17 protein-coding genes and 1 pseudogene are annotated in these 20858 nt (G+C 56.1%); 5 read left to right on the top strand and 13 right to left on the bottom strand.

Going from position 1 to position 20858, the window contains the following annotated elements; genetic code table 11:
* The first annotated feature begins 149 nt into the window (after window positions 1-149).
* On the top strand, window positions 150-572 hold the full coding sequence (locus K4305_RS01685; protein ID WP_331560602.1) for a nucleoside-diphosphate kinase: 423 nt from the start codon (window positions 150-152) through the stop codon (window positions 570-572).
* Between the two features lie 64 nt (window positions 573-636).
* On the opposite strand, the gene K4305_RS01680 is transcribed toward K4305_RS01685, so the two are convergent.
* From K4305_RS01680 to K4305_RS01640, 9 genes are read right to left on the bottom strand one after another with little or no spacing between them, the layout of a single operon-like run.
* Complete coding sequence (locus tag K4305_RS01680) at window positions 637-1716, bottom strand: AI-2E family transporter (protein WP_331560601.1); 1080 nt, start codon at window positions 1714-1716, stop codon at window positions 637-639.
* Window positions 1717-1760: 44 nt separating this feature from the next.
* Window positions 1761-2507, bottom strand: coding sequence for a 16S rRNA (uracil(1498)-N(3))-methyltransferase (locus K4305_RS01675; RefSeq protein WP_331560599.1), 747 nt, complete (start codon window positions 2505-2507; stop codon window positions 1761-1763).
* 7 nt (window positions 2508-2514) lie between these two features.
* On the bottom strand, window positions 2515-3255 hold the full coding sequence (locus K4305_RS01670; protein WP_331560598.1) for a ComF family protein: 741 nt from the start codon (window positions 3253-3255) through the stop codon (window positions 2515-2517).
* A complete protein-coding gene (locus tag K4305_RS01665; RefSeq protein ID WP_331560597.1) occupies window positions 3227-4213 on the bottom strand; it encodes an ROK family protein in 987 nt (328 codons plus the stop codon). The genes K4305_RS01670 and K4305_RS01665 overlap by 29 nt, the downstream gene beginning before the upstream one ends.
* Before the next feature lie 19 nt (window positions 4214-4232).
* Window positions 4233-5030, bottom strand: a complete 798-nt coding sequence (gene lpxA / locus K4305_RS01660) for an acyl-ACP--UDP-N-acetylglucosamine O-acyltransferase (RefSeq protein WP_331560596.1) — start codon at window positions 5028-5030, stop codon at window positions 4233-4235.
* Window positions 5031-5041: 11 nt separating this feature from the next.
* Window positions 5042-7693, bottom strand: coding sequence for a glycosyltransferase family 117 protein (locus tag K4305_RS01655; RefSeq protein ID WP_331560595.1), 2652 nt, complete (start codon window positions 7691-7693; stop codon window positions 5042-5044).
* A 37-nt stretch (window positions 7694-7730) separates the two neighbouring features.
* Complete coding sequence (hemW, locus tag K4305_RS01650; RefSeq protein ID WP_331560594.1) at window positions 7731-8909, bottom strand: radical SAM family heme chaperone HemW; 1179 nt, start codon at window positions 8907-8909, stop codon at window positions 7731-7733.
* The gene (locus K4305_RS01645; protein WP_331560593.1) at window positions 8902-9486 is read right to left on the bottom strand and encodes a D-glycero-alpha-D-manno-heptose-1,7-bisphosphate 7-phosphatase; all 585 of its coding nucleotides are present in this window, start codon (window positions 9484-9486) and stop codon (window positions 8902-8904) included. Before K4305_RS01645 ends, hemW begins: the two co-directional genes overlap by 8 nt.
* A gap of 5 nt (window positions 9487-9491) precedes the next feature.
* The gene (locus K4305_RS01640; RefSeq protein WP_331560592.1) at window positions 9492-10961 is read right to left on the bottom strand and encodes a starch synthase; all 1470 of its coding nucleotides are present in this window, start codon (window positions 10959-10961) and stop codon (window positions 9492-9494) included.
* A 172-nt stretch (window positions 10962-11133) separates the two neighbouring features.
* On the opposite strand from K4305_RS01640, the gene K4305_RS01635 reads away from it, so the two are divergent.
* The 4 genes from K4305_RS01635 (at window position 11134) to K4305_RS01620 (ending at window position 14815) form a co-directional block, all read left to right on the top strand.
* On the top strand, window positions 11134-12177 hold the full coding sequence (locus K4305_RS01635; protein ID WP_331560591.1) for an Ig-like domain-containing protein: 1044 nt from the start codon (window positions 11134-11136) through the stop codon (window positions 12175-12177).
* A gap of 84 nt (window positions 12178-12261) precedes the next feature.
* A complete protein-coding gene (gene bchJ / locus K4305_RS01630; protein ID WP_331560590.1) occupies window positions 12262-12834 on the top strand; it encodes a bacteriochlorophyll 4-vinyl reductase in 573 nt (190 codons plus the stop codon).
* A gap of 191 nt (window positions 12835-13025) precedes the next feature.
* Window positions 13026-13478 (top strand): LexA family protein, encoded by a 453-nt coding sequence (locus tag K4305_RS01625; protein WP_331560589.1) that lies wholly within the window; start codon window positions 13026-13028, stop codon window positions 13476-13478.
* A 62-nt stretch (window positions 13479-13540) separates the two neighbouring features.
* Window positions 13541-14815, top strand: a complete 1275-nt coding sequence (locus tag K4305_RS01620) for a Y-family DNA polymerase (protein ID WP_331560588.1) — start codon at window positions 13541-13543, stop codon at window positions 14813-14815.
* 14 nt (window positions 14816-14829) lie between these two features.
* On the opposite strand, the pseudogene K4305_RS01615 reads toward K4305_RS01620, so the two are convergent.
* The 4 genes and pseudogenes from K4305_RS01615 to K4305_RS01600 form a co-directional block, all read right to left on the bottom strand.
* Window positions 14830-16746: pseudogene (locus K4305_RS01615) on the bottom strand (UvrD-helicase domain-containing protein); the annotation flags it as partial.
* Between the two features lie 60 nt (window positions 16747-16806).
* Window positions 16807-17808, bottom strand: coding sequence for an NAD-dependent epimerase/dehydratase family protein (locus K4305_RS01610; RefSeq protein WP_331560586.1), 1002 nt, complete (start codon window positions 17806-17808; stop codon window positions 16807-16809).
* Between the two features lies 1 nt (window position 17809).
* Entirely contained in the window at window positions 17810-18841 is a 1032-nt protein-coding gene (locus tag K4305_RS01605) for a cation diffusion facilitator family transporter (RefSeq protein ID WP_331560585.1), read from the bottom strand.
* A gap of 224 nt (window positions 18842-19065) precedes the next feature.
* On the bottom strand, window positions 19066-20858 hold a 1793-nt coding region (locus K4305_RS01600), incomplete at its 5' end, for an alkaline phosphatase (protein WP_331560584.1).

The following is a 20858-nucleotide window of genomic DNA, read 5'->3' as shown; positions in this document are numbered from 1 at the left end:
CCGCGAATGCACTTCATGGATGAACTCCATGGAGGAACTGCCCGGGATCTTTCTTAGTTTCCCGAAAGCAACATTTCGATTTCCCGCCGGGTTTGTGTATCTTCGCTCGATATTTTTTTCATTCACCATTGTAAATCCAGATCTTCACCATGGAAAGAACGCTTACCATTCTCAAACCGGACTGTGTGCGCAAACAGCTTATCGGCGCGGTTATCGATAAAATCGAACGCGCCGGGTTCCGCGTGGTCGCCATGAAAAAAACCAGGCTCACGACAGAGACTGCGGGAGAGTTCTATGCGGTGCACCGCGAGCGTCCGTTCTACGGGGAACTCGTCGAATTCATGTCTTCCGGACCGTGCGTGCCGATGATCCTCGAAAAAGAGAACGCCGTTGCCGATTTCCGCATCCTGATCGGCGCCACCGATCCTGCGCAGGCCGATGAAGGCACTATCCGCCAGCTTTACGCCGACAGCAAAGGGGAAAACATCATCCACGGCTCCGACTCAGCGGAAAATGCCGCAATCGAAGCGTCGTTTTTCTTCTCTCTGGAAGAGACGGTTCGCGTAAACTGACACTCATTCCGAAATCGGAAACCGAAAAAGCGGCCGCAATGCCGCTTTTTCGGTTTTCAGGCCCTTACGGCCCGATCTGTTTTTTCTCCTTGATGTCGTGCAGGTAATCGCCAAACGCCTCACCGTACATCTCCCAGACAGTGATGAACAGCCCGGCGATAATCGGCCCGACTATGAAACCAAACAGTCCGAAGAGCCCAAGCCCTCCGAGAGTGCCAAAAAAAATAAGCAGTTCATGCATTTTTGTATCCCGGCCGATGAGAATGGGACGGAGAACGTTGTCAAGCTGGCTGACGATGATACTGCAGAAAAGAAACACCGCGCCGGCCTCGGTATAGCGGCCCGTTGCGGCAAGGTAAACGACGGCAGGAAACCAGACAAGCGGAGGACCCAGAACCGGTATAACCGACAGCACCGTCATGATGGTGCCCCAGAAGAGGGCGCTCGGAATTCCGGCAAGGTGGAGGGCAAGACCGGCAAGCGAACCCTGAATGAGCCCTACAACCATGGTGCCTTTAAGGGTTGCCCTCGTGACAGACAGAAACCTTTCGAGCAGCCTGCGCTGGTCGGATTCAGCAAGCGGCATGTAATAGATGATTTTTTCAAGCAGGCTTTTTCCGTCTTTGAGGAAAAAAAACATGGTATAAAGAAACACGAAGAGCAGGAAAAGGTCGTTCACGGCCGAGACAGTGAGGGCAGAAATGCTGTTGAAAAGAAAACCGCCGGCCTTTCCGGCCAGTTCAGCGGCTCTCTGAAGAATCTCTTCCTGATAGAGCATGATCTCCTGATAGTAGGGAAACGTCTCAAGCATTGCATTATATGCTGCCGGTTCCTGCAATTGATGCTGGATCCAGGGAACGGCCGTACTGCTGATCGAGTATGCCTGAACGGCAACGACGCCGGCTATCGCCATAAAAGGAAGAAACACCATGACGAAAAGCAATAGCATGGTGAAGGCCGAACTCACGCTCCCGTGACCCCTGAAAAGACGATCGATCCTGCTGTAGACCGGCATGGCAAGCGCAGAAAAGATGGCTGCAAGAAAAATAGCCATCAAAAAGTAACGGATCATGGCGAAAAACAGCGCTGAGATCGCCAGAACGATCAGCAGAAGAACCACCCGGCTCGCTGTAGGCGTATTCATATGATTCATGTTGTAGGTGTTTCGGTAACGGGGCCGCATCCCCACTAAAACCAGTCCTCTTCCGCCTGCTCCAGAAGCCTCGCTCTGACCAGCGATACTGCAAAAATCGCTGCAGTTTCGGCCCGGAGCGTCGAACGGCCAAACGAAATCTCCTCAAACCCGGAGGCTTTGGCCTCTCTGACCTCCTCAGCGCTGAATCCTCCCTCGCCCCCTATCAGAAAAAGAACGTTTCCTCCGCTGAAGGTTCTGTCAGAAAGCGGCTGCGCGGACAGTTCATAGGGAATGAAGCGGCTGTCGAATCCTTCAAGAGCGATTACGGATGCGAACGAAAGCGGTTCACTTATATGAGGAAGATAGTATCTGCGAGACTGACGTGCAGCGGAAAGTACTATATTTCTCCATCTCACCAGCTTTTTGGCTGCACGCTCTTCCGCCGGCTGGGCAACCGTACGTGCGGTGATCATTGGAATGATGCCGGAAATGCCAAGCTCTGTAGACTTTTCAAGAAAAAACTCGAACCTTTGCGGAGCTTTCAGCAAAGAAAGCGCCACGGTTACCTTCGTCCGGGGAGGCGACTCCGTCCGTTCCGACAGAATATTCCCTTCGAGCGCGTGTTTTCCGATTGCGGCTACAAGCACGTCGAGGTGCAGTCCGCAACCGTCGGTAACATGAATCCTGTCTCCCGTTTTTTTTCGGAGTACGCGCACGAGATGGTGAAATTCGTCGCCGTCGAGAATCAGGCGTTTCCCCGTCAGGTCGATATTGGACCGCAATGCATAAAAAAGCTCCATGATACGCCTATTCTTTTACAGTGAGAGCAAGAGCAGCAAGCGATAGGGCGAGGACTCCGGCTTTTTTCAATGCTCCCGCAGCGGCAACGACGGTTGCTCCGGTAGTAACGACATCGTCAACGAGAAGGATGCGTTCAGGCATCGCTTCGGCAGTGGTCCTGAATGCCGCATCGAGGTTCTCCCGCCTTTCGGAGACCGAAAGGCCGGTCTGGGTTTCGGTATAACGACACCGCTCGATCAGATCGGTGCGAACGGGCTTGCGGAACGTTTCGGCTATCCCTTCGGCTATTTTTTCGGCCTGGTTGAACGAACGCTCGATAAGCTTGAGCCGGTGAAGCGGAACAGGTACAAGAGCATCTATACTCTCCGGTGGAATCACATCGGAGAGCCACTCCCCGAGTTCCCGGCCGAAAGCGCGGCAAAGCGTATAGTTACCCTCGTACTTCATGGCATGCAGGACTTTCTGCAGCGAACTGTGCCGGGAATACCTGTAGTGGCAGGAAGCCTGGCTGAGAAGCGTGTCGCCCATGACGAAATGCGACCGGATGGAGTGCATGAGCATATAGCCGGCTGCACGGGCATCGGTAAATCCGTCAAAACCCTCCCTGCAGTCGCCGCAGCATCCCTGCTCCCGGGGCATCAGCAGTTTTCCGCAGACAACGCAAACCGCAGGGAAAAGAAAATGGAACAGCCGGGCGCTCATCGTCAGGTAAAAGGAATCATTGAAAACACAATGCCGCAGCTCCATGCATTCCTGCCCTGTTGCCGAGTTCCGCAGGTACCAGTTCGATTCCGTCATGCATCGATGGAAGCGTGGAACGCAGCAGCTGCTTTCGCGCCGGATCGAAAATCAGCCCTCCCGCGGCCGCTATACCGCCGCCGATGACGAATTTCCTTATATCCATAAGGGCAGTGACGTTAGCGAATCCGACGCCGAGTACCGATCCTGCCCGCTCCCACACTGCAAGTGAAAGCGGATCACCCTGTTTGGCGGCCTGCTCGATGTGTCGGGGAGAGAGCATGGCGCGATCATGCCCGCAAAGACCCGAAAGATGCCTGCCCGCAACGGGATCTTCCGCAATGAGAGCCCAGGCATAGTCAACGATGCGCTCCTTTCCGATCATCCCCTCGATGGTGCCGCGTATCCCGGCATGTACTGAAGGCCCCTGAAAGTCCACGATCATGAACCCGATCTCGCCTGCCGTACCCCCGCTACCCCGATAAAGCTTCCTGTCGAGCACAATGCCGCCGCCGACGCCTGTGCCAAGCGTTACCATGAGAAAATCCCGAAAACAGCGTCCCGCTCCGTAACATGCCTCACCAAGCGCCGCGGCATTTGCATCGTTTTCGATGAAAAACGGCGAGGAACCGGGCGAAGTCCCCTCAAGCACGCTCGCAAGCGCATTGCGGAGGGGAAACGTTGTCCAGCCGGGCAGATTGGGCGGATAGCTCAGCGTCCCTTCCTCCGGATCCACCGCGCCGGGAGCCCCAAGCCCGGTTCCCGCAAAAGCATCGGGGCCAAGTCCGCCGGAAACGTCAGCGTAAAGCGCGGCGACAATCCCGGAAAGCTGGGAGACAATTCCTTCTGGTCCCGAAGATGTATCGGTAGGAACGCTCCTTTCCAGAATAATCCCGTCCTGAAAACTCACAACCGCAGCTTTGATTGCCGTACCTCCGAGATCGATGCCGATTGCCCATCGTGACATAGACGCTGTGATTGTTTCGTTAGCTGCTGAAGGGGCGGATGAACTTTCTGCCATACCTGCCCGATGCGAAAAACTCAAGAATCTCGAGAACTTCCGGTTCGGAAGGGCACTCGGAACGCACTCTCTCGAGCGCATTGCCAAGAAGCAGGCCCGACTGGAAGATGATGCGATACACGTCGCGGATAAGGGTGATTTTCTCAGGTGAAAACCCCCTTCTTTTCAGCCCTATGGCATTGAGCCCCTCATAGCGGAAAGACGCGTGTCCCCCTGCCATTACAAAAGGGGGTACATCGGACGAAGCGCGGGAGATTCCCCCGACCATGCTGTACCGCCCTATCCTGACGAACTGGTGCACCCCGGCAAGGCCGCCGATAACGGCATAGTCGCCCACCTCGCAATGCCCGCCGAACTGCACGGAGTTTGCGATCACCACATTGCTGCCTATAACGCAGTCATGACCTGCATGAACATAAGCCATAATCAGGTTATCCGACCCGATCACGGTTTTGCCGCTCGCTTTCGTACCGCGGTTGAGTGTAACGCATTCGCGGATTACGGTGCGGTCACCTATAAAAAGACAGGTTTTCTCTCCCGAAAACTTCAGATCCTGGGGCTCTCCGCCCAGAACGGCTCCGGTATGAATCCGGCAATCACTGCCGATACGGGTGCCCGCGGCGATATGCACCTGCGGCCCTACTGCCGTACCGCTTCCTATGATTACATCGTCTTCGATGACCGTGTAAGGACCGACCGAAACGCCTGCACCAAGAACGGCTTCCGGGCTGATAATGGCGGTTTGATGGATAGTGCTGATCATGGATTTATGTATTATTGCTGTTCCTTCTGTTGCTCAAAGGCTTCCCTGATGCGAGGCTCCTGCAGCTCCCTCGACAGCGATTCGATGACCCGCTCGGCGTCACGATCCCTGCCTGCGTCGCGATATGCTCCGGCAAGCACGAAAAACAGCTTCGGATCGGACTGGTAGCCGCTTCCTGCTGCGAGTTCCTCAAGATAGGCAATATACTGCGCGGCTTTCTGTTTCGAGCCCAGCCGGCTGTAGAGCGAAACGACCGTCCCGGCCAGTTCGGGGTTAATGGGATACCGGTCGGGAGGAAGCACTCGAGCTGCGGTATCGAGCACTTCGAGCGCAAGTTCGCCTCTGCCGGCCGTGCGCAGGGACTTCTCTCCGGCGTCGATCCTGAGCGTACCTCCGTCATCCCCGGCGAGGTCGAGCGCCAGACGGACAAAAAGCGGCGTATAGTTCGCGCTGAGCCGTCGGGAGGTCTCTTCGAGAGTAACTTCGGGATTATTGAGGTTCCGGAACCGGTAGACACTCATGAGGGAACGGTAGAGCCTTGCCGGATCGACAAAGCTCATCGGATCGTCGCTCCTGAGAGGAACAACCCTGTAGACAAGACCGTCAAGCCTCAGATGGCGCTGCAGCCCTATCATGCTCTCCTGATCGACCGTCAGGGCGAAACAGATCGGGCGGCGAGGAAAATTGTTGGCGACGATCTCGTAGACCGCGATATCCTGCGGACGGAGATATCCCTGGCCTTCATATGAAAAACCCGGCTTAAGCACCCATTCAAGGCTGTCGGAAGGCTTCGCCGGAAGAGAATACCCCCGACGGGAGGCTTCGCGGGCAAGCAGGATACCGTCCTGCCCGGCAGGAATCGATACATCCACCGAATCGACAGGAATATAGGTGACGGAAGCAAGCTCGCCGTCGCTGGCGCTGAAAGCGACCGGTTTTGCTCCTCTCGGGCTGGTATTCTTGAGTTGCAGCAGGTACCAGCCGGTATTGGCAAGGCTGAGGTTGACCACCCTGACATCTGTCCTTATGCGCTCGACCTCCTGCAGATACCAGAGCGGAAAGGTATCGTTGTCGCCGTTAGTGAACAGAATAGCATCTTTGTCGCAGCTCTGCAGCATGTTCCAAGCCCAGTCCCAGGGAACATAATTGCCCGACCGGTCGTGCACCCGATAATTCGCCTGCAGCATGCGCCCGTTGATGAGCAGCAGTGCCGCAGCGATAAGCGCACCTGAAAGCATAGCCTGCTGCCGACCTCTGACCGGGGTAAAACGATCCTTAAGCCATGCGGAGATGCTTTCGATGCCGATACCGATCCATATGGCGAAAGCGAAAAAGCTGCCGGCATAACTGTAGTCGCGCTCTCTGGGCTGCGGTTCGGTCTGGTTAAGGTAGATGACGAGCGCTGCGCCGGTCAGAATGAAGAGGGCGGTCACCACCATCCCCATTTTCCATTCCCGCCTGAAATGCGCCGCGGCGCCGGCAAGACCGGCAATGAACGGCAATCCCCAGAGTACCGACCAGTCGACGCCGGCGCCTTCCATGTCATGCTCACGGCCTATAAACTGCCATCCGAGATAACGCAGGTACATCCTGTTGAGCTGATAGCTCATAAAATAATCGAGATCGCTCCGGTACTGCTGGTAGAAGTACTGATGCACCGGCTCGGGCGACCACCGCCTCGGCCAGAGCGGCATCTCCCCGTACTGTTCGCGGTTCAGGTACGAAAAAAAAGCTTCGGGCGTCGAAGGGTTGTTCTCGTTGATCGGCGGCCCGGCCTGGGCACGCGCGTAGATCATCCCGTAGGAGGTGTACCCGATAATGACGAGAAACAGCGAAACAAGCAGCGTGTTCGACATCGAAAAGCGCTTCTTATGGGTATACCGGATGCCCCAGCCAAGCGCGGCGACAAGCAGCAGCAGACCCCACCACGAAGCGAACTGAAACAGGATGGGCAACCCTTTGATAATAACCTGATAGATCAGAAAAAAGAGCCCCGAAGCAGCGGCGACAAGCAGGGCAAACGATTTAAGGGTAACCTCGTAACGTCGGAAATAGTAGACCAGAGCTGCGGCGAACACCGCAAGCAGGCTCAGAAGATGCACCCCGATGGAGAGTCCCACCATATACATCATGAGCATCAGCCAGCGTTCGTGGCCGGGGTTCGGGTACTCCTCATACCAGCGAAGCATCAGCCAGACCACCATGGCGGTAAAAAATGACGAGAGCGCGTACACTTCCGTCTCTACGGCATTGAACCAGAAGCTGTCGGAAAAAGCCAGCGCAAGAGCGGCGACGAGGGCGCTTCCATATGCGGAAATCTTCTCGCCCGCACTCCAGCCGTCCGGGTCGCTTTTTCGATACATGATGATGAACCGCACGGTGATAAGATAGGTGAGCATCACGGTAGCAGAACTTGCGATGGTGCTCAGAAGATTCACCCGCGCGCCGATATCGTCGAAAAAGGGGATCATCGAAAACAGGCGGCCGACAAGCAGAAAAAGCGGCGCGCCGGGAGGATGCGGCACTCCGAGCGTATAGGCGGTAGCAATGAACTCGCCGCAATCCCAGAACGAGAGCGTCGGCGCCATGGTCATCAGATACAGCAGCTCGGCTGCGGCAAAAAGCAGCACTGCAAAAAGGCGGTTTAGTGCCCGGTGTGTCATAGGTTTCTTTTCGTTCGCGTCGTTATTTCGTTCGCTGTCATGGTTCCAGGGAAATCAGCTCTCCGGCTATATGGTCGGCAAAAAGGAATCCGCTGCCGGTAAGAAAAATGCATCCGTCTTCCAGCACAATCCACCCTTTTGCATGGAAACGTTCCAGCATACCCTGCAGGTTCAGCCCTAATTTATCGCGTTTTCGCAAAATCCCAACATCGAGACCCCGGTTTATACGCAACGTCAGAAAAACCTGCTCCACAAACCGCTCTTCCTCGGTCAGCGTCTCTTCAATACCGGAAGATGCCGGCGGCCCGGCAAGATAGCGGAGCAGGCTTCCCGCGTTAGCACGGCGTACCTCGACACGCCCCTTGCGGACGAAGCTGTGGGCCGAAGGACCGAACCCGAGATATGGCTCACGCATCCAGCAGGCAAGATTGTAGCGGGAATGATGACCGGGAAACGCGAAATTCGACACCTCGTAATGGCGGTATCCGCTGGAGCAGAGGGTCGCGACGGCCGACGAGTACATCGACGCCTGAACCGTTTCTCCGGGCACCGTTACAAGGCCCCTCGAAATCCTGCGCTCAAGTCGGGTTTTTGGTTCGACAGACAGCATGTAAACAGATACGTGCGGCACGGCAAGTCCCATGACATCCTGCAGATCCTTCTGCCATTCGGCGGACGATTCCCCCGGCACGCCGCAGATAAGATCCACGCTGAGGGTGTCGAACACCTGCAGCGCCTGGCCGGTTATCCTGCGAGCATCGTCCGCCGAATGCCTGCGACCGAGAGCGGAAAGCTTTCGCTGCTGAAAAGACTGTACGCCAAGGCTGAGACGGTTGACGCCCGCACTGCGCAGTTCGCGCATCGCAGGTCCGCCGAGATCCTCGGGATTGGCTTCGAGCGCTATTTCCGCCTCCGGCTCGAAATCGCCGATCGTCGAAAGAAGATCGAGCCATCCGGAGATAAAGCTCACCGGCACCAGTGAGGGCGTTCCCCCTCCTATATGTACCGCTTTCACCCTGCGGCCCCTCAGCAACGGTGCGGAAGCGAGCGTTTCGGACGAAAGAGCCCTGAAAAAAGATTCGACATGGTCGAGACGGGTAACAAGAAAAAAATCGCAGTAGCTGCAACGGGTCCGGCAGAAAGGAACATGCAGATAGATGCTGACCGGTTCTCCCTCCTCATGGACACGATCCGGAGAAAAACGTGCGTCAGGCAAGAATATGACCGGTAACGGCACGATAGAGGTCGTCGGCTATATGTTCCGGCATGATGCCCCGCTCGATGCACATGCGCTCCTCATTATGCCCGGTCCTCACCAGCACGGGCCTCAGTCCCGCCCGAAGACCGCACTCCACATCGACGATCTTGTCGCCGATAAAAAATGAACGGCTGCGGTCGACAATCTGACCTTCCGCAAAAAAATCCGCAATCGCACGCTCCACCATGCCGGGCTCGGGCTTGCGGCATCCTGCATCGCGATCGTAAAGCGGATTGGGATAATCGGGATGGGACGGGCAGTAGTAGCAACGGTCGTAAGAGGTACCCCATGCGGCCAGCAGCTCGTTCAGATAACGGTTCACGTCCTCGACCTGCTCGATGGTGGTAATGCCTCGCGCAACACCGGCCTGGTTGGTCACGACAACAATACGGAAACCTGCCGACCTGGCAAGGGCAACGGCCTCCGCTGCCCCTTCGATCAGTCTGAACTGCTCTCTGGACGTAACATAGGAACCGATATCCTCATTGATGGTGCCGTCCCGGTCAAGAAAAAGCACTCTGACGGTTTCAGCCATGCCTCTTACGGTTCAAGCAGTTGGCGGTAAAGCTGGTCGTACTCCTCTGCGGAACTCTTCCAGGCGAAATCGCGTCCCATGGCATCGAGAACAAGCTGCTGCCAGCGTTCTTCATCGTTATAGAGATCGAGGGCTTCCCTGATTTTGGCGATGAAAGCCTCGGCGGTATACTCATGGAAAAGAAACCCGGATCCGGTGCCATCCGTAATATCGGCTATGGTTTCGACGATACCACCTCCGGCATAGGCCACAGGAATGGTGCCGTAGCTCATCGCGAAGAGCTGCAGCATGCCGCAAGACTCTATGCGCCCCGCCATAAGAAGAATGTCCAGACCGGCAATCGCCAGATGAAGGAGCGTATCGGCATGATCCGGCATAAGCGCCACCTGCTCGGGATATTCTTCGGCAAACTTGCGGAAAACGGCTTCGTAGGATTTCTCTCCGGAACCGAAAATCAGCAGCTGCATATCGAGCCCGACCATCCGATCGAGGCTCTCCTTCAGGAGTTCGCCTCCCTGAAACGCGTCGAAACCGCCTATGACGCCGACCAGAGGGCGTCCTTCGGTAAACGGCAGGCCAACCTCCTCGAGAAGCGCTTTTTTGTTATCGAGCTTCCCTTCCATCCTGTCCGTACTGTACCGCTTCTTGATCAGCTTGTCGGTCGAAGGATTCCATTGCCGGGTATCGATGCCGTTGAGAATGCCATGGAACCGCTCCTTGCGCTCCTCTACGATGGGACCGAGCCCGTAGGTATCGTTTCCGTCGCTTACGATCGTATCGGCATAGCTCTTCGATGTCGTTGTCAGAAGATCGGCATGCTCGACGCCGGTGTAAAGCATGTTCACCTGATCTCCTTCGCGGTGCAGGCCGTTGCACACCTCTTCGGGAAGCAGCTTCTGGAACACCTTCAGCGGAAGCACTCCCTGGCGGTAGACGTTGTGAATGGTCAGGACCGTCCTGATATCGCTGAAAAAGCTGTTTTCCGCATAGACCGTCCTGAGCAGCAGAGGCAGCATGCCTGCATACCAGTCGTGGCAATGAATGATGTCGGGCTTCCAGCCGAGCCGCTGGAGAGTTTCCAGAACGCCGACATTGAAAAAAATCACTTTTTCGGTATTGCTCTTCTGATCCCCTCCGCTCTGTATATCGGTAAAAAGGCCGTTGCGCTTGAAATACTTCTCGTTATAGAGAAAATAGGTCTGGATCTTGCTGGACGGCAACGCCGTAACTTTAACATGAAGAAGTTCGGTTTTATCCTTCAGGTTAACCTCGATGTCCGAAAGCCGCAACACGTCATGCAACCGGAACTTCCTGTCGTTGATGGTGCCGTATTTCGGCATCATGATACGAGCTTCAAAACCTTCTTCTTCAAGAGCCTGGGGGAACGATGCCATAAAATCAGCAAGAGCGCTGATCCTTACAAACGGGGAGACTTCACCAGAGACATAAAGAACCTTGAAATTTCTTCTGGCCATCTATATATCAATCGATCTATAATTTTTCACCAAATACTTTCATAGAACTCCATTACTTTTTAATTTACGAATTTTTAAAGACAGATACAATCCGGGTACAAAGCAACCGGTTATCAGGAAGACAACGCTGAAACGCAACCGCAACATCATTCTCCTTCCGGTATTGGCTTTATTGAGCCTTACCGGAGGATGCGCATCGGACAAGCCCCCTTCGGGAGGCCCTGTCGACCGGTCTCCGCTTCAGGTGATCTCTTCCGATCCGGCGCACACTGCCACCGGCTTTTCAGGTAAAAGCATCCGCCTCGCATTCAGCCATCCGGTCAGCGGCCGCGAGTTTCTTGGCGCACTCGGAATCTCTCCCGCACTCGGCAACTACGACGTGGCCGTCAACGGCCGCGAAGCGGAAATACGCATATTCGAACCCCTGAAACCGGAAACCACCTACAGGATCATTCTGAACAGGCACATGCGCGACATGCGCGGCAACAGGCTCGGCAAGACCGCGGTCATCGCATTTTCAACCGGCGCGGCAACAGATGCCGGCTCAATAGAAGGCACGGTTTATGCCTACAACCTGGCCCCCGCTTCCGACGCGCTGCTGATAGCTTTCAGGGAAGACGGTAATGCAGACAAGCCGGACTATCTGGTTCAGGCCGACAACGACGGGATATTCAGACTCGACAATCTCGCCGGAGGAGACTACCGGGTAATAGCCGTGAATGACCGCAATCACAATCTGCGCTTCGATCGGGAAACGGAATCCGTCGCTGTAGCCCACAAGGCCCGCATCACGACGGGAACAGCCCCGCTTCGACTGCGATTCCCTCCAGTCACGGACACAACCCCCATGCAGACCATAACGGAGCAGGCGAAGCCAACCGATAAAAACGGCACCCTGTCCGGCTCCTGCAGGAGCGATGCCGACGCACTCACCATCGAAGCGCGACGAAAAAGCGACGACGCCTCGTTCCTCGCTGCAGCCGTAAAGGCGGCAAAAGGGCTCTTCATATACACATTCAAGTCCATTCCTCCGGGAACCTACACCGTCAGCGCCTCCGTACCCTCAGACCGGAAGCAGGGAGCGATACCGGAACCATGGAAACCAGGGAAACTCGAACCATTCACTCCCTCGGAACCCTTTGCCGTCTACCCCGATACCGTACGAATCCGGCCCGGATGGCTGACCGACGGGATCGATCTCATGCTCAGGCCATGAGAGCTTTCAGCCTTGACGTTTCCTGCTTATCTTCCTGCCGGAAATCAACTTGTTATGCAAAACAAATCCATACACTGACCCGTCATGAACGCACCTTCGAAAATAGGCCCGAACTCCATTATACAGACCGTCGCCGCGCTTGAAGAGCATTTCGGAAAAACCGAAGCTGAAGCCATCCTCAAACGAATCGGCCAGGGGCACTGGATCGGCAACCTGCCGACGGAGATGACCGAAGAATCAAAATTCCACAGCCTCGTAACGGCCCTTGAAAAAGAGATCGGCGACAACAAAACCGCCTCGATTCTCGAAGAATCGGGCCGCCGTACCGCCGCCTACCTGCTCAGGGTGCGCATTCCGGAATTCTTTCAGAAAATCCTCAGGCTGCTGCCCGCCGGGCCGGCCTTCAGCCTCTTCCTTTTTGCCATAAGCAAAAACGCCTGGACTTTCGCCGGCAGCGGCGAATTCAGTTATACAACAGGCAAGAATCCGGAGATCACGGTCCGGGTGACCCACCCGGGCACTCCCGTCGTCGGCAACTTTTACCTCGGCACCTTCGAAGCGCTGCTTGAAGAACTGGTAAATCCGAACACCGCCATAACCCCGACAATCAAACAGCAGAACGGCAGCATCCTCTGCACCTACCGCTGCAGGATTTAAGCCCATACAGGACGGACACGAGCCTTCACGGACAGGGGAGGACGAAAAACCGGAAGTATTGACCGTCGTATTTCTCTCCCGTTCCACGATAGTCCGGGAAGCTCCGGCGAACATCCGGCAGCGGGTGACCATTCCCTGTTGCACTCCTGCTGCCGGCAATGCATATTAGAGGAAACCGCAACCGTCATCGCATGAAACTTTCTCGCATCCATACCGGCCCGGTGCTGGATTTCTATACGGCGGATATTTCGTCGGAACTCGAGCTGCCGCTGGCGGGCTCGGGAATCGCTGCGGGTTTTCCTTCTCCGGCGGAAGATTACGAAGAGGTTTCGCTGGATCTGAACAAGGCGCTCGTCAGACACCCTGCGGCCACCTTTTACGCCCGCGTAAAGGGAACGTCCATGACGGATGCGGGTATCCTCGACGGCGATCTGCTGGTGATCGACAAGGCGCTCGAGCCGAAAGAAGGCGATATAGCGGTCTGCTTCCTTGACGGGGAGTTCACGGTGAAACGAATCGGGCGCATCGATGGGGAACTCTGCCTGCTGCCGGCGAACGAACGGTTCAGACCGATCCGCATCAGCGGGGAGAGCGAGTTCATCGTATGGGGCATCGTGACCTACGTGATCCACAAGGCCCGTTGAAACGGACAACGCATCGGGATAATGATTTCGATTTTCACCGGCATCAAAAAAAAGTGCCCGGCATGTTTGCCCTTATCGACTGCAACAACTTCTACGCATCCTGCGAACGGGTGTTCAACCCGGCCCTGATCGGCAGGCCGGTGGTGGTGCTGTCGAACAACGACGGCTGCTTCATCGCGCGCTCGGAAGAAGCGAAAGCTCTCGGCCTGCCGATGGGCGGTCCGGCGTTCAAATACCGGGAGTTGCTGCAAAAGCACCGGGTCTCGGTGCTGTCTGCGAATTTTACCCTGTATGGCGACATGTCGTCGAGGGTGATGGCCACGCTCGGGGAGCTTGCCCCGGAGATCGAGGTCTACTCCATCGACGAGGCGTTCCTCGATTTCAGCGGATTTCGCAGATTCGACACCATGCGGTACGCGGCGCACATCCGCGCGACCGTGCGGCGGCATACCGGCATACCGGTGAGCATCGGTCTCGGACCGACGAAAACCCTGGCCAAGGCGGCGAACCGGCTGGCAAAGAAGCTTCCCCGGTATGAGGGGGTCTGCATGCTCTCCTCGCCGGAAAAGATCAGGGAAGCGCTTGCAATGCTGCAGGTCGAGGATATCTGGGGTATCGGGCGGCAATGGGGCCGGCTGCTGGAGGCCGGAAATATCCGGACGGCGCTCGATTTCGCAATGGCTCCGGAACCCTGGGTGCGCAAACATCTGCACATCACCGGCGCACGGGTACAGGCTGAGCTGAACGGCCGCTCATGCCTGCCGCTCGAACAGGTACGTCCGCCGAAGCAGACCATCTGCACCTCCCGCTCGTTCGGCAGAACGGTCACCCTCCCCGACGAATTGCTGCAGGCCGTGGGCACCTTTGCGGGGGCTTGTTCACGAAAGCTCCGCCGCGAGGGTTCCCTTGCCTCGATGCTGACGGTATTCATCTGCACGAGCCCGTTCAACAAACCGGCTGAAAAGTACCGGGGAACGCAAACCGTCGCCCTGCCGTCACCCTCGCAGGATACCATCGCGCTGGTACGGGCTGCGGAACGCGCATTCGGAGCGATCTGGCGGAAGGGGTTCGGGTACAGGAAGGCGGGGGTGATCGTGAGCGGCCTGGAACCGGTGGCCTCCGCAGCACCCTGCCTGAGCCTGTTCGACGCGCCGGATAATGCAGCAGGCGAACGGCTGCAGCGGCTCATGGAGGCGATGGACAGCCTGAACCTCCGCTACGGTCAGGGAACGGTACGGCTTGCGGCGGAAAACGCTGAAGCGTGGAGGCCGAACCAGGCGATGCTTTCACCGCGCTATACCACGGCATGGGAAGAAATCATCACGGTACGGACGTAAAGAAAAAGGATAAAAGAGTCATCGCGAAAAACTTTTATCAGGGTCTCTTTAAGTCGCTCTTCATCGAAAACCGGCCATGGCGGGGGAACCTGTCTGAGCATGGTACGCCGGATCGCATCCGCCTGCTCCTGTTTGCCCTGCAGTTCGAGCTTTCTTGCCTCTTTCTGCCACTCTTCGATGGTTGATTGCGCATCGCCGACTTTCACCTGCCGGGTTACGGCAAGATCGAGCAGCCCGAAAAGGTGGTGCTGCGTATCTGCCTCGATGATATAGAGATTCCTGATTGCCCTTGTAAGCGCGACGTAGAAAGCGTTGATAAAAAACTTGTAAATCTCCATGGATTTATCGCTTTTATCTTTTGCTCTCGAGTAGCGCAGCGTTTCGTCGCCCAATCCCGGCTTTTCGACACCTTCGACTATTTCCGTGAATTCAGTCCGGTTGCCGGAGACAAACCTGAAGAGCACGATGTTGTCGTATTCGAGACCTTTGGCTTCGTGAATGGAAAAGAGCAGCGGTGTCGAAAAGTATTTTCGGGCCTCCGCCTTGTCTTCGTCACGCATGACAAGCACGGCAAAACGGGTCGAGTTGCGGGTTTTTCTGTTCAGGTCGCTTTTTACCGCATCGGTATCAGCCATCAGCACAACCTCTCCGCTCTCTCCGCCGACGGCATCGACAAGAAAATTGCTTTCGCGGTCAATCGAGCCGAACCGCTGCTGCTTGATTTGCAGAAGCCTGTTGGCAAGCCTGGTTGCTTCCGTTCCGTTGCGGAAGTTGGCGGTCAGGACAGAGAGTTGCTGCTGCCTGGCAAGATCGGCGTTGTTCCAGAAAAGGCTTTTGACCTGGTTCCATGAAAAGAAGTTCGGGTGCACGATCTGGTTGGAGTCTCCGCAGAGAAGAAAGCGGCCCTGGTGTTTCAGGGTTCCGAGTATCAGCGCCAGTTGAACCGGGGTCAAATCCTGCACTTCATCGACTACGACAAAATCATACCGGGAACGGGCGATCTCCTGCCAGCGGTGCGCTATGCTATTGAGATCGTAGAAACCCGCTTCATCTGTCCATTGCCGGTATTTTTCGAACAGATCGTAAATCACGCATCTTTCAGCACCAGTAAAGATCGACTGTCGGACGCCCAGATTCATATATGCCTCACGGCTCAGAGTTCCTTCGGCTCCGGCAGTTATGACCCCCCGTATCTCTTCGAATGCCTGATGGGCTCCGACAGTACGGGCGAGGTTGCGCATTCTTGCAAACCATCCCGAGAAGTCACGCCAGGTCACCTCTCTTCCGGCTGGAACGCGAATGGATTCGACGAACTCCCGATACGAGAGAAAGTGCGCTTCCTGGCCGGGATGCTCGAATCCGTTGGCATAGTAGAGGTTACGGGCATTGCCGGCAAGATATGCTGAATGGGTGACGTAGAGCACTTCGCCTTCGGTATGCTTGAGTTTCTCAAGCGTCAACGCGGTTTTTCCACTGCCGGCACTACCGACGATAATCAGCGGCGGAGACCGGTGATAGATGGTTTCCTGGGCATCGTCGAACGAAATCGGCTTGTCGAGCATGTACACCGTAGAACGTTCCGGATGCAGATAACGAACTGCAAGAGCCTCGGCAATCGCTTCTTCTGCCTGAATATCGGATATTTTCGACTCGTCGATGGCCGCACCCCGAAGAAAACGCGATCGGTCGTATGCATGGTTGGCAATAACCTCGAGCATCAGGATGCAGGTTTCATCGCCATGACGCACCATCGTGAAAAGCAGCCTTGCCGCGTCATCGAGCCGTGCCCGGTAGAATCGTCCGTGCGTAAGGTTGACAAGCTTCTTTACCTGCGCGGCACGAAAGTCGTGCTTCCGGAGAGCTTCGGATACTTTGTCGTAAGCTTTCCGATAACTGCCGGCATCGAACCCGGCATATTGAAGAATTCTCATTTGGTGATATTGTGGGTGGTGCGACGGAGGTTGCGGTATACCATCACCCCTGAAGCTCGTTCATTTGCGTTTCCATTGCGAAGGATCGATGCCGCGCAGCCAGTCGAGGGTTATCCGGAAGCCTTCGTCATAGGTGACTTTCGGGTTCCATCCAAGCTTATTTCGGGCTTTTGAGGTATCGAACATCGCCCGGGACGCAAGCAGCGTTACCGCCTGACGTGTCAGCATCGGGCGAGTGTCGCTTCCGGTAAACCGATAGACCATTTCCATAATCGAGGCAAGCAGATAGGCAAGACTGAACGGAAGATAGATGAACGGGGAGCGCACATCGATGCCCGAAGCGAGCCGATCGCAGAATGCCTCGAAGGTGGGGACGGTGCTGTCGCAGGCAAGAAACCCTTCGCCAGCCGCTTCAGGATGCGTTGCGGCAAGCATGACAAGATCGACAAGGTTATCGATATAGACAAGGTTCATGCGGGCGTGCCATGCCCAGTAGAAGAGCATTCCTTTGCTGAGACCATCGGCAATCAGAGGAAAAACGGTACGGTCTCCCGGACCGTAGACCATCGCAGGATAGACAACCGAAACTTCGAGCCCCCTAGCGGCATACTCCCATATCAGCCGGGTAGCTGCTATTTTCGTATCGGGATAGGGCTGGTTCCTGATATGGCAGGGCATCCCCTCGTCGATACGTTCGCTTTTCATATGGTCGAAGAGTTCGATGGTGCTGATGTAGACGAGACGACCGACCCGGGTCCTGAGGGCGGCTTCGGCAACATTGCGCGTTCCTCCGACATTGATGTCGATAAAATCCTGCAGTTCGCCCCAGTCGGATGTTACGGCTGCCGCATGAAAAACGATATCGCACCCTTCGACGGCCCGGCTGACGGCAGACGCATCGCGAATGTCCCCTTCGATGACGGTTACATCTCTATTCGCCAGATCGGGTATGGCGCCATTGCCTTTTCTGACCAGTACCCTGACCTGATAACCGTCCTTCAGGCATCTGTCGGCGATATGCGATCCGATGAATCCGGATGCTCCCGTAACGAGTGCAATCATCTCAGCTGTGTTTTCGTTTTTGTTCGGCGTATCCCGGTCCATCCTGCCCTTCCATTTTATGCATGCAGTCTCTCGATATATTATCGACCGTCCACCCTACGGCCCGCTCGAAAGGGGCTTCGCGAACCGGACAATCGCGTTTCGTGCAGATACAGCAGGAAAATCTGAGACAGGCATCGGTATGTACGAACAGTTCGACACTCTCTCCGAACTGCTGACGGATGATATGCTGCAGTTTGTTGATCTCTTTCTGGGATTCGCGGACGTTGAGATACCAGGGCAGGGTAAGGTGGCAGTCGAGATGAAGCACGCTGCCGTATTTGATGATCCTGAGATTGTGCAGATCGATCCAGTTTTCCCTGCGGCTCTGCTGCAGCAGAATAACGAGTTTTTCGAGCAGTTCGGTGTCGGCCTCGTCCATGATGCCGCCAAGCGAATTGCGCAGGATACGATAACCGGTAACAAGAATGAAGGTCGCGAACACCAGAGCCACGACGCTGTCGAGCCATGCCATACCGGTCAGGGCGAGCAGAACGAGACCGGCGATAATGCCGATGGTTGACAGGGTATCCGTCTGCAGGTGCCTGCCGCTTGCTACGAGGGCGAGCGAACTGTTTTTCTTTCCCTTGCGGACGGCAAGAGAACCGACCAGCCAGTTCGCCGCCGCGGTAATGGCCACAAGCGCAATACCTTGATCGAGCTTTCCGATGACCGCAGGATGCAGCAGGTTATCCACCGCTTCGTTGATGATAAGCAGTCCCGCGACAGTGATAAGGGTGCCTTCGACAGCCGCCGAGATGAACTCCACCTTGCCGTGTCCGTAAGGATGGCTGCTGTCGCGCGGCTTTGCGGAAATGTAAAGGCTGTACAGACCAATGAAGCCGCTGGTGACGTTGACGATGCTTTCGAGCGCATCGGTGAGAATTGCTACCGACCGGGTCATGTACCAGGCCGCAAACTTGACGACAAGCAGCACTACGCCGGTAACGGCGATGATTTTCTGGAAGTTGTAACTCTCTCTGGCTGTTGACATGAACCCGATTTATCTCTCTGCGGCAGAACGGCTCGGCCCTCTACCGCCGCTCAGGATCCACCGGAATCCTCTTCCGCTTTTCCTGAGTATACGGAATTATCGCCATAGAGATCTTCCATCCAGAGGCAAACCGGTAAAAAAAGCGTTCCGCCGTATACCTTCAGGGAAAAAAGGATACACGGCGGAACACAAGGTTAAACCGTTGACCGGACCCGGACAGCAGCTTACAGCACGATATCAGAAGAGCGCAGCGAGTTCACGCCTGAGAGACGGATAGCGAACTCCGCATCGGCATCACTGTCGGTATTGCCGTAAAGAATACCGGAAGCGCTGTCGAACCTGAGCTGGCCGGCTCCGCTGAAGGCATCGGAGCTGCCGAGAATGATACGGCTGAATGCCTGGTCTCCCGCGATGGTATTATTGGCGTCCATGCCGGACAGGTCGAGTCTGTCCTGACGGCTCCTGAAGTCCGTGATGACATCCATGGTCTCGGCCGTCAACCCGCTTTCGGTTTCGCTGTCGTACCGGAAAATATCGCGACCCGAGCCGCCGATGAGCCGGTCAGCGCCTGCGCCTCCGATCAGTACGTCATTGCCCCAGCCACCATCGAGGATATCGTCGCCGCCGTTGCCGATGAGCCGGTCATCGCCAGAGAGCCCTTCGAGTCTGTTGTCGCCCTCGTTGCCGACCAGCTCGTTGTCAAGCATGTTACCCGTCCCGTCGAGATCGGCCGATCCAAGCAGTTCGAGGTTTTCGATACCCGTGCCAAGCTCCCGGTCGACTTCGGATTTCACGGTATCGGTTCCGCCTGAACGGTTTCCGAAGAAACTGAAGAAGCCGCCAAAAGCGGAATTGCTTTCCCGGACGACATCGCCTTCGCTGTCCACATAGTAGGTATCATTGCCCCTGCCGCCCACCATGAGGTCGTCGCCGGTTCCACCGACGAGTATATCGTCGCCGTCGTTACCGGAAATCCTGTCGTTACCTGCGGAACCGAAAATCACATTATCGTTCCTGTCCCCTGTCAGCGTATCGTCTCCCTCGCTTTCGCCATACTCCCTGTCCGTTACGGTCAATGTAAAGACATCGCTTATCGAAGCACCGCTTTCATCGGCAGCGGTAACGAGGATCTCGTATATTCCTGCTTCCGATTTCTCCGGGGTACCGCTGAAGGTCATCGCTACCGGATAGGGGGTTTCGCCGCCCTTCGACGGATCGTAGCCGATAAGCGGATCGAAGGTCGCTTCGTCGTACGAAGCCACGTCTGCTGCAGCCGCGTACTTGTTGTATGCCGTCACGTCCCAGGTGGAGGCGTAGCCCGACCAGCCATCTTCCTCTTCGCTCCAGTCCTGCCACGCAAGACCGAAATCCTCGCCGTAGAGGTAACGGCTTCCGGCAATTTCGTGCTCGATGTTCATGCCGTCACCGATGAAGAGGATGACATGCTCGGCTCCGGCTTCTTTGGCGGCCTGCATCATCACGTCGTATATCTGCGTGTTGTCGATGATCTCCGTTCCGGCATAGATGTCGCCGGCGGCCTCTTCGAACAGATCGGCTCCCGCGCCGCGGGCATAGACGCTCACCAGCTCGTTGGTGTGCCCGCCGCTTCCGTAGGTCACTTCGCCGTCGGGATAGCTCTTGCCGCTCTGTGCAGGCAGGTCGCCGAGACCAAGCTCTTCCTGCGCACGCAGGTAGCTGTTCGAGTGGTCGCTCGTGACGATGATGAGCGTGTTCGACCAGCTGATGCCGTTCGAGCCGCTTTCGACGAACGTTTCGGCTGCCTTGACTGCCTCATCGAGGTCGTAGACCCCGCCTACCATATTTTCATAGTCGTTTGCGTGGTTGCTCCAGTCGATATCTCCCTGTTCGATCATGATGAAGAATCCGTCATCGTCCTGATTCAGCACCGAGAGCGACGCGTTGGTCACGTCGGCAAGCGTCGGGTCTTCGATGCCGCGGGTGATCGAAGGCGAGCCGGGCGTATCGGACACTTCGTAGTATTCGAAGTTGCCTCCCG

Source organism: Chlorobium sp. (genome assembly GCF_036528655.1).
In the GTDB taxonomy this organism is placed as follows: domain Bacteria; phylum Bacteroidota; class Chlorobiia; order Chlorobiales; family Chlorobiaceae; genus Chlorobium.
Note: the sequence above shows the minus strand (reverse complement) of the source record. Positions and strands in the feature narration are given on the sequence as shown.

Coding starts and splice junctions, on each gene's coding strand:
- K4305_RS01685 (WP_331560602.1), top strand. CDS start 150: ATGGAAAGAACGCTTACCATTCTCAAACCGGACTGTGTGCGCAAACAG.
- K4305_RS01680 (WP_331560601.1), bottom strand. CDS start 1,716: ATGAATACGCCTACAGCGAGCCGGGTGGTTCTTCTGCTGATCGTTCTG.
- K4305_RS01675 (WP_331560599.1), bottom strand. CDS start 2,507: ATGGAGCTTTTTTATGCATTGCGGTCCAATATCGACCTGACGGGGAAA.
- K4305_RS01670 (WP_331560598.1), bottom strand. CDS start 3,255: ATGGAGCTGCGGCATTGTGTTTTCAATGATTCCTTTTACCTGACGATG.
- K4305_RS01665 (WP_331560597.1), bottom strand. CDS start 4,213: ATGTCACGATGGGCAATCGGCATCGATCTCGGAGGTACGGCAATCAAA.
- lpxA (WP_331560596.1), bottom strand. CDS start 5,030: ATGATCAGCACTATCCATCAAACCGCCATTATCAGCCCGGAAGCCGTT.
- K4305_RS01655 (WP_331560595.1), bottom strand. CDS start 7,693: ATGACACACCGGGCACTAAACCGCCTTTTTGCAGTGCTGCTTTTTGCC.
- K4305_RS01645 (WP_331560593.1), bottom strand. CDS start 9,486: ATGGCTGAAACCGTCAGAGTGCTTTTTCTTGACCGGGACGGCACCATC.
- K4305_RS01640 (WP_331560592.1), bottom strand. CDS start 10,961: ATGGCCAGAAGAAATTTCAAGGTTCTTTATGTCTCTGGTGAAGTCTCC.
- bchJ (WP_331560590.1), top strand. CDS start 12,262: ATGAACGCACCTTCGAAAATAGGCCCGAACTCCATTATACAGACCGTC.
- K4305_RS01625 (WP_331560589.1), top strand. CDS start 13,026: ATGAAACTTTCTCGCATCCATACCGGCCCGGTGCTGGATTTCTATACG.
- K4305_RS01620 (WP_331560588.1), top strand. CDS start 13,541: ATGTTTGCCCTTATCGACTGCAACAACTTCTACGCATCCTGCGAACGG.
- K4305_RS01610 (WP_331560586.1), bottom strand. CDS start 17,808: ATGATTGCACTCGTTACGGGAGCATCCGGATTCATCGGATCGCATATC.
- K4305_RS01605 (WP_331560585.1), bottom strand. CDS start 18,841: ATGTCAACAGCCAGAGAGAGTTACAACTTCCAGAAAATCATCGCCGTT.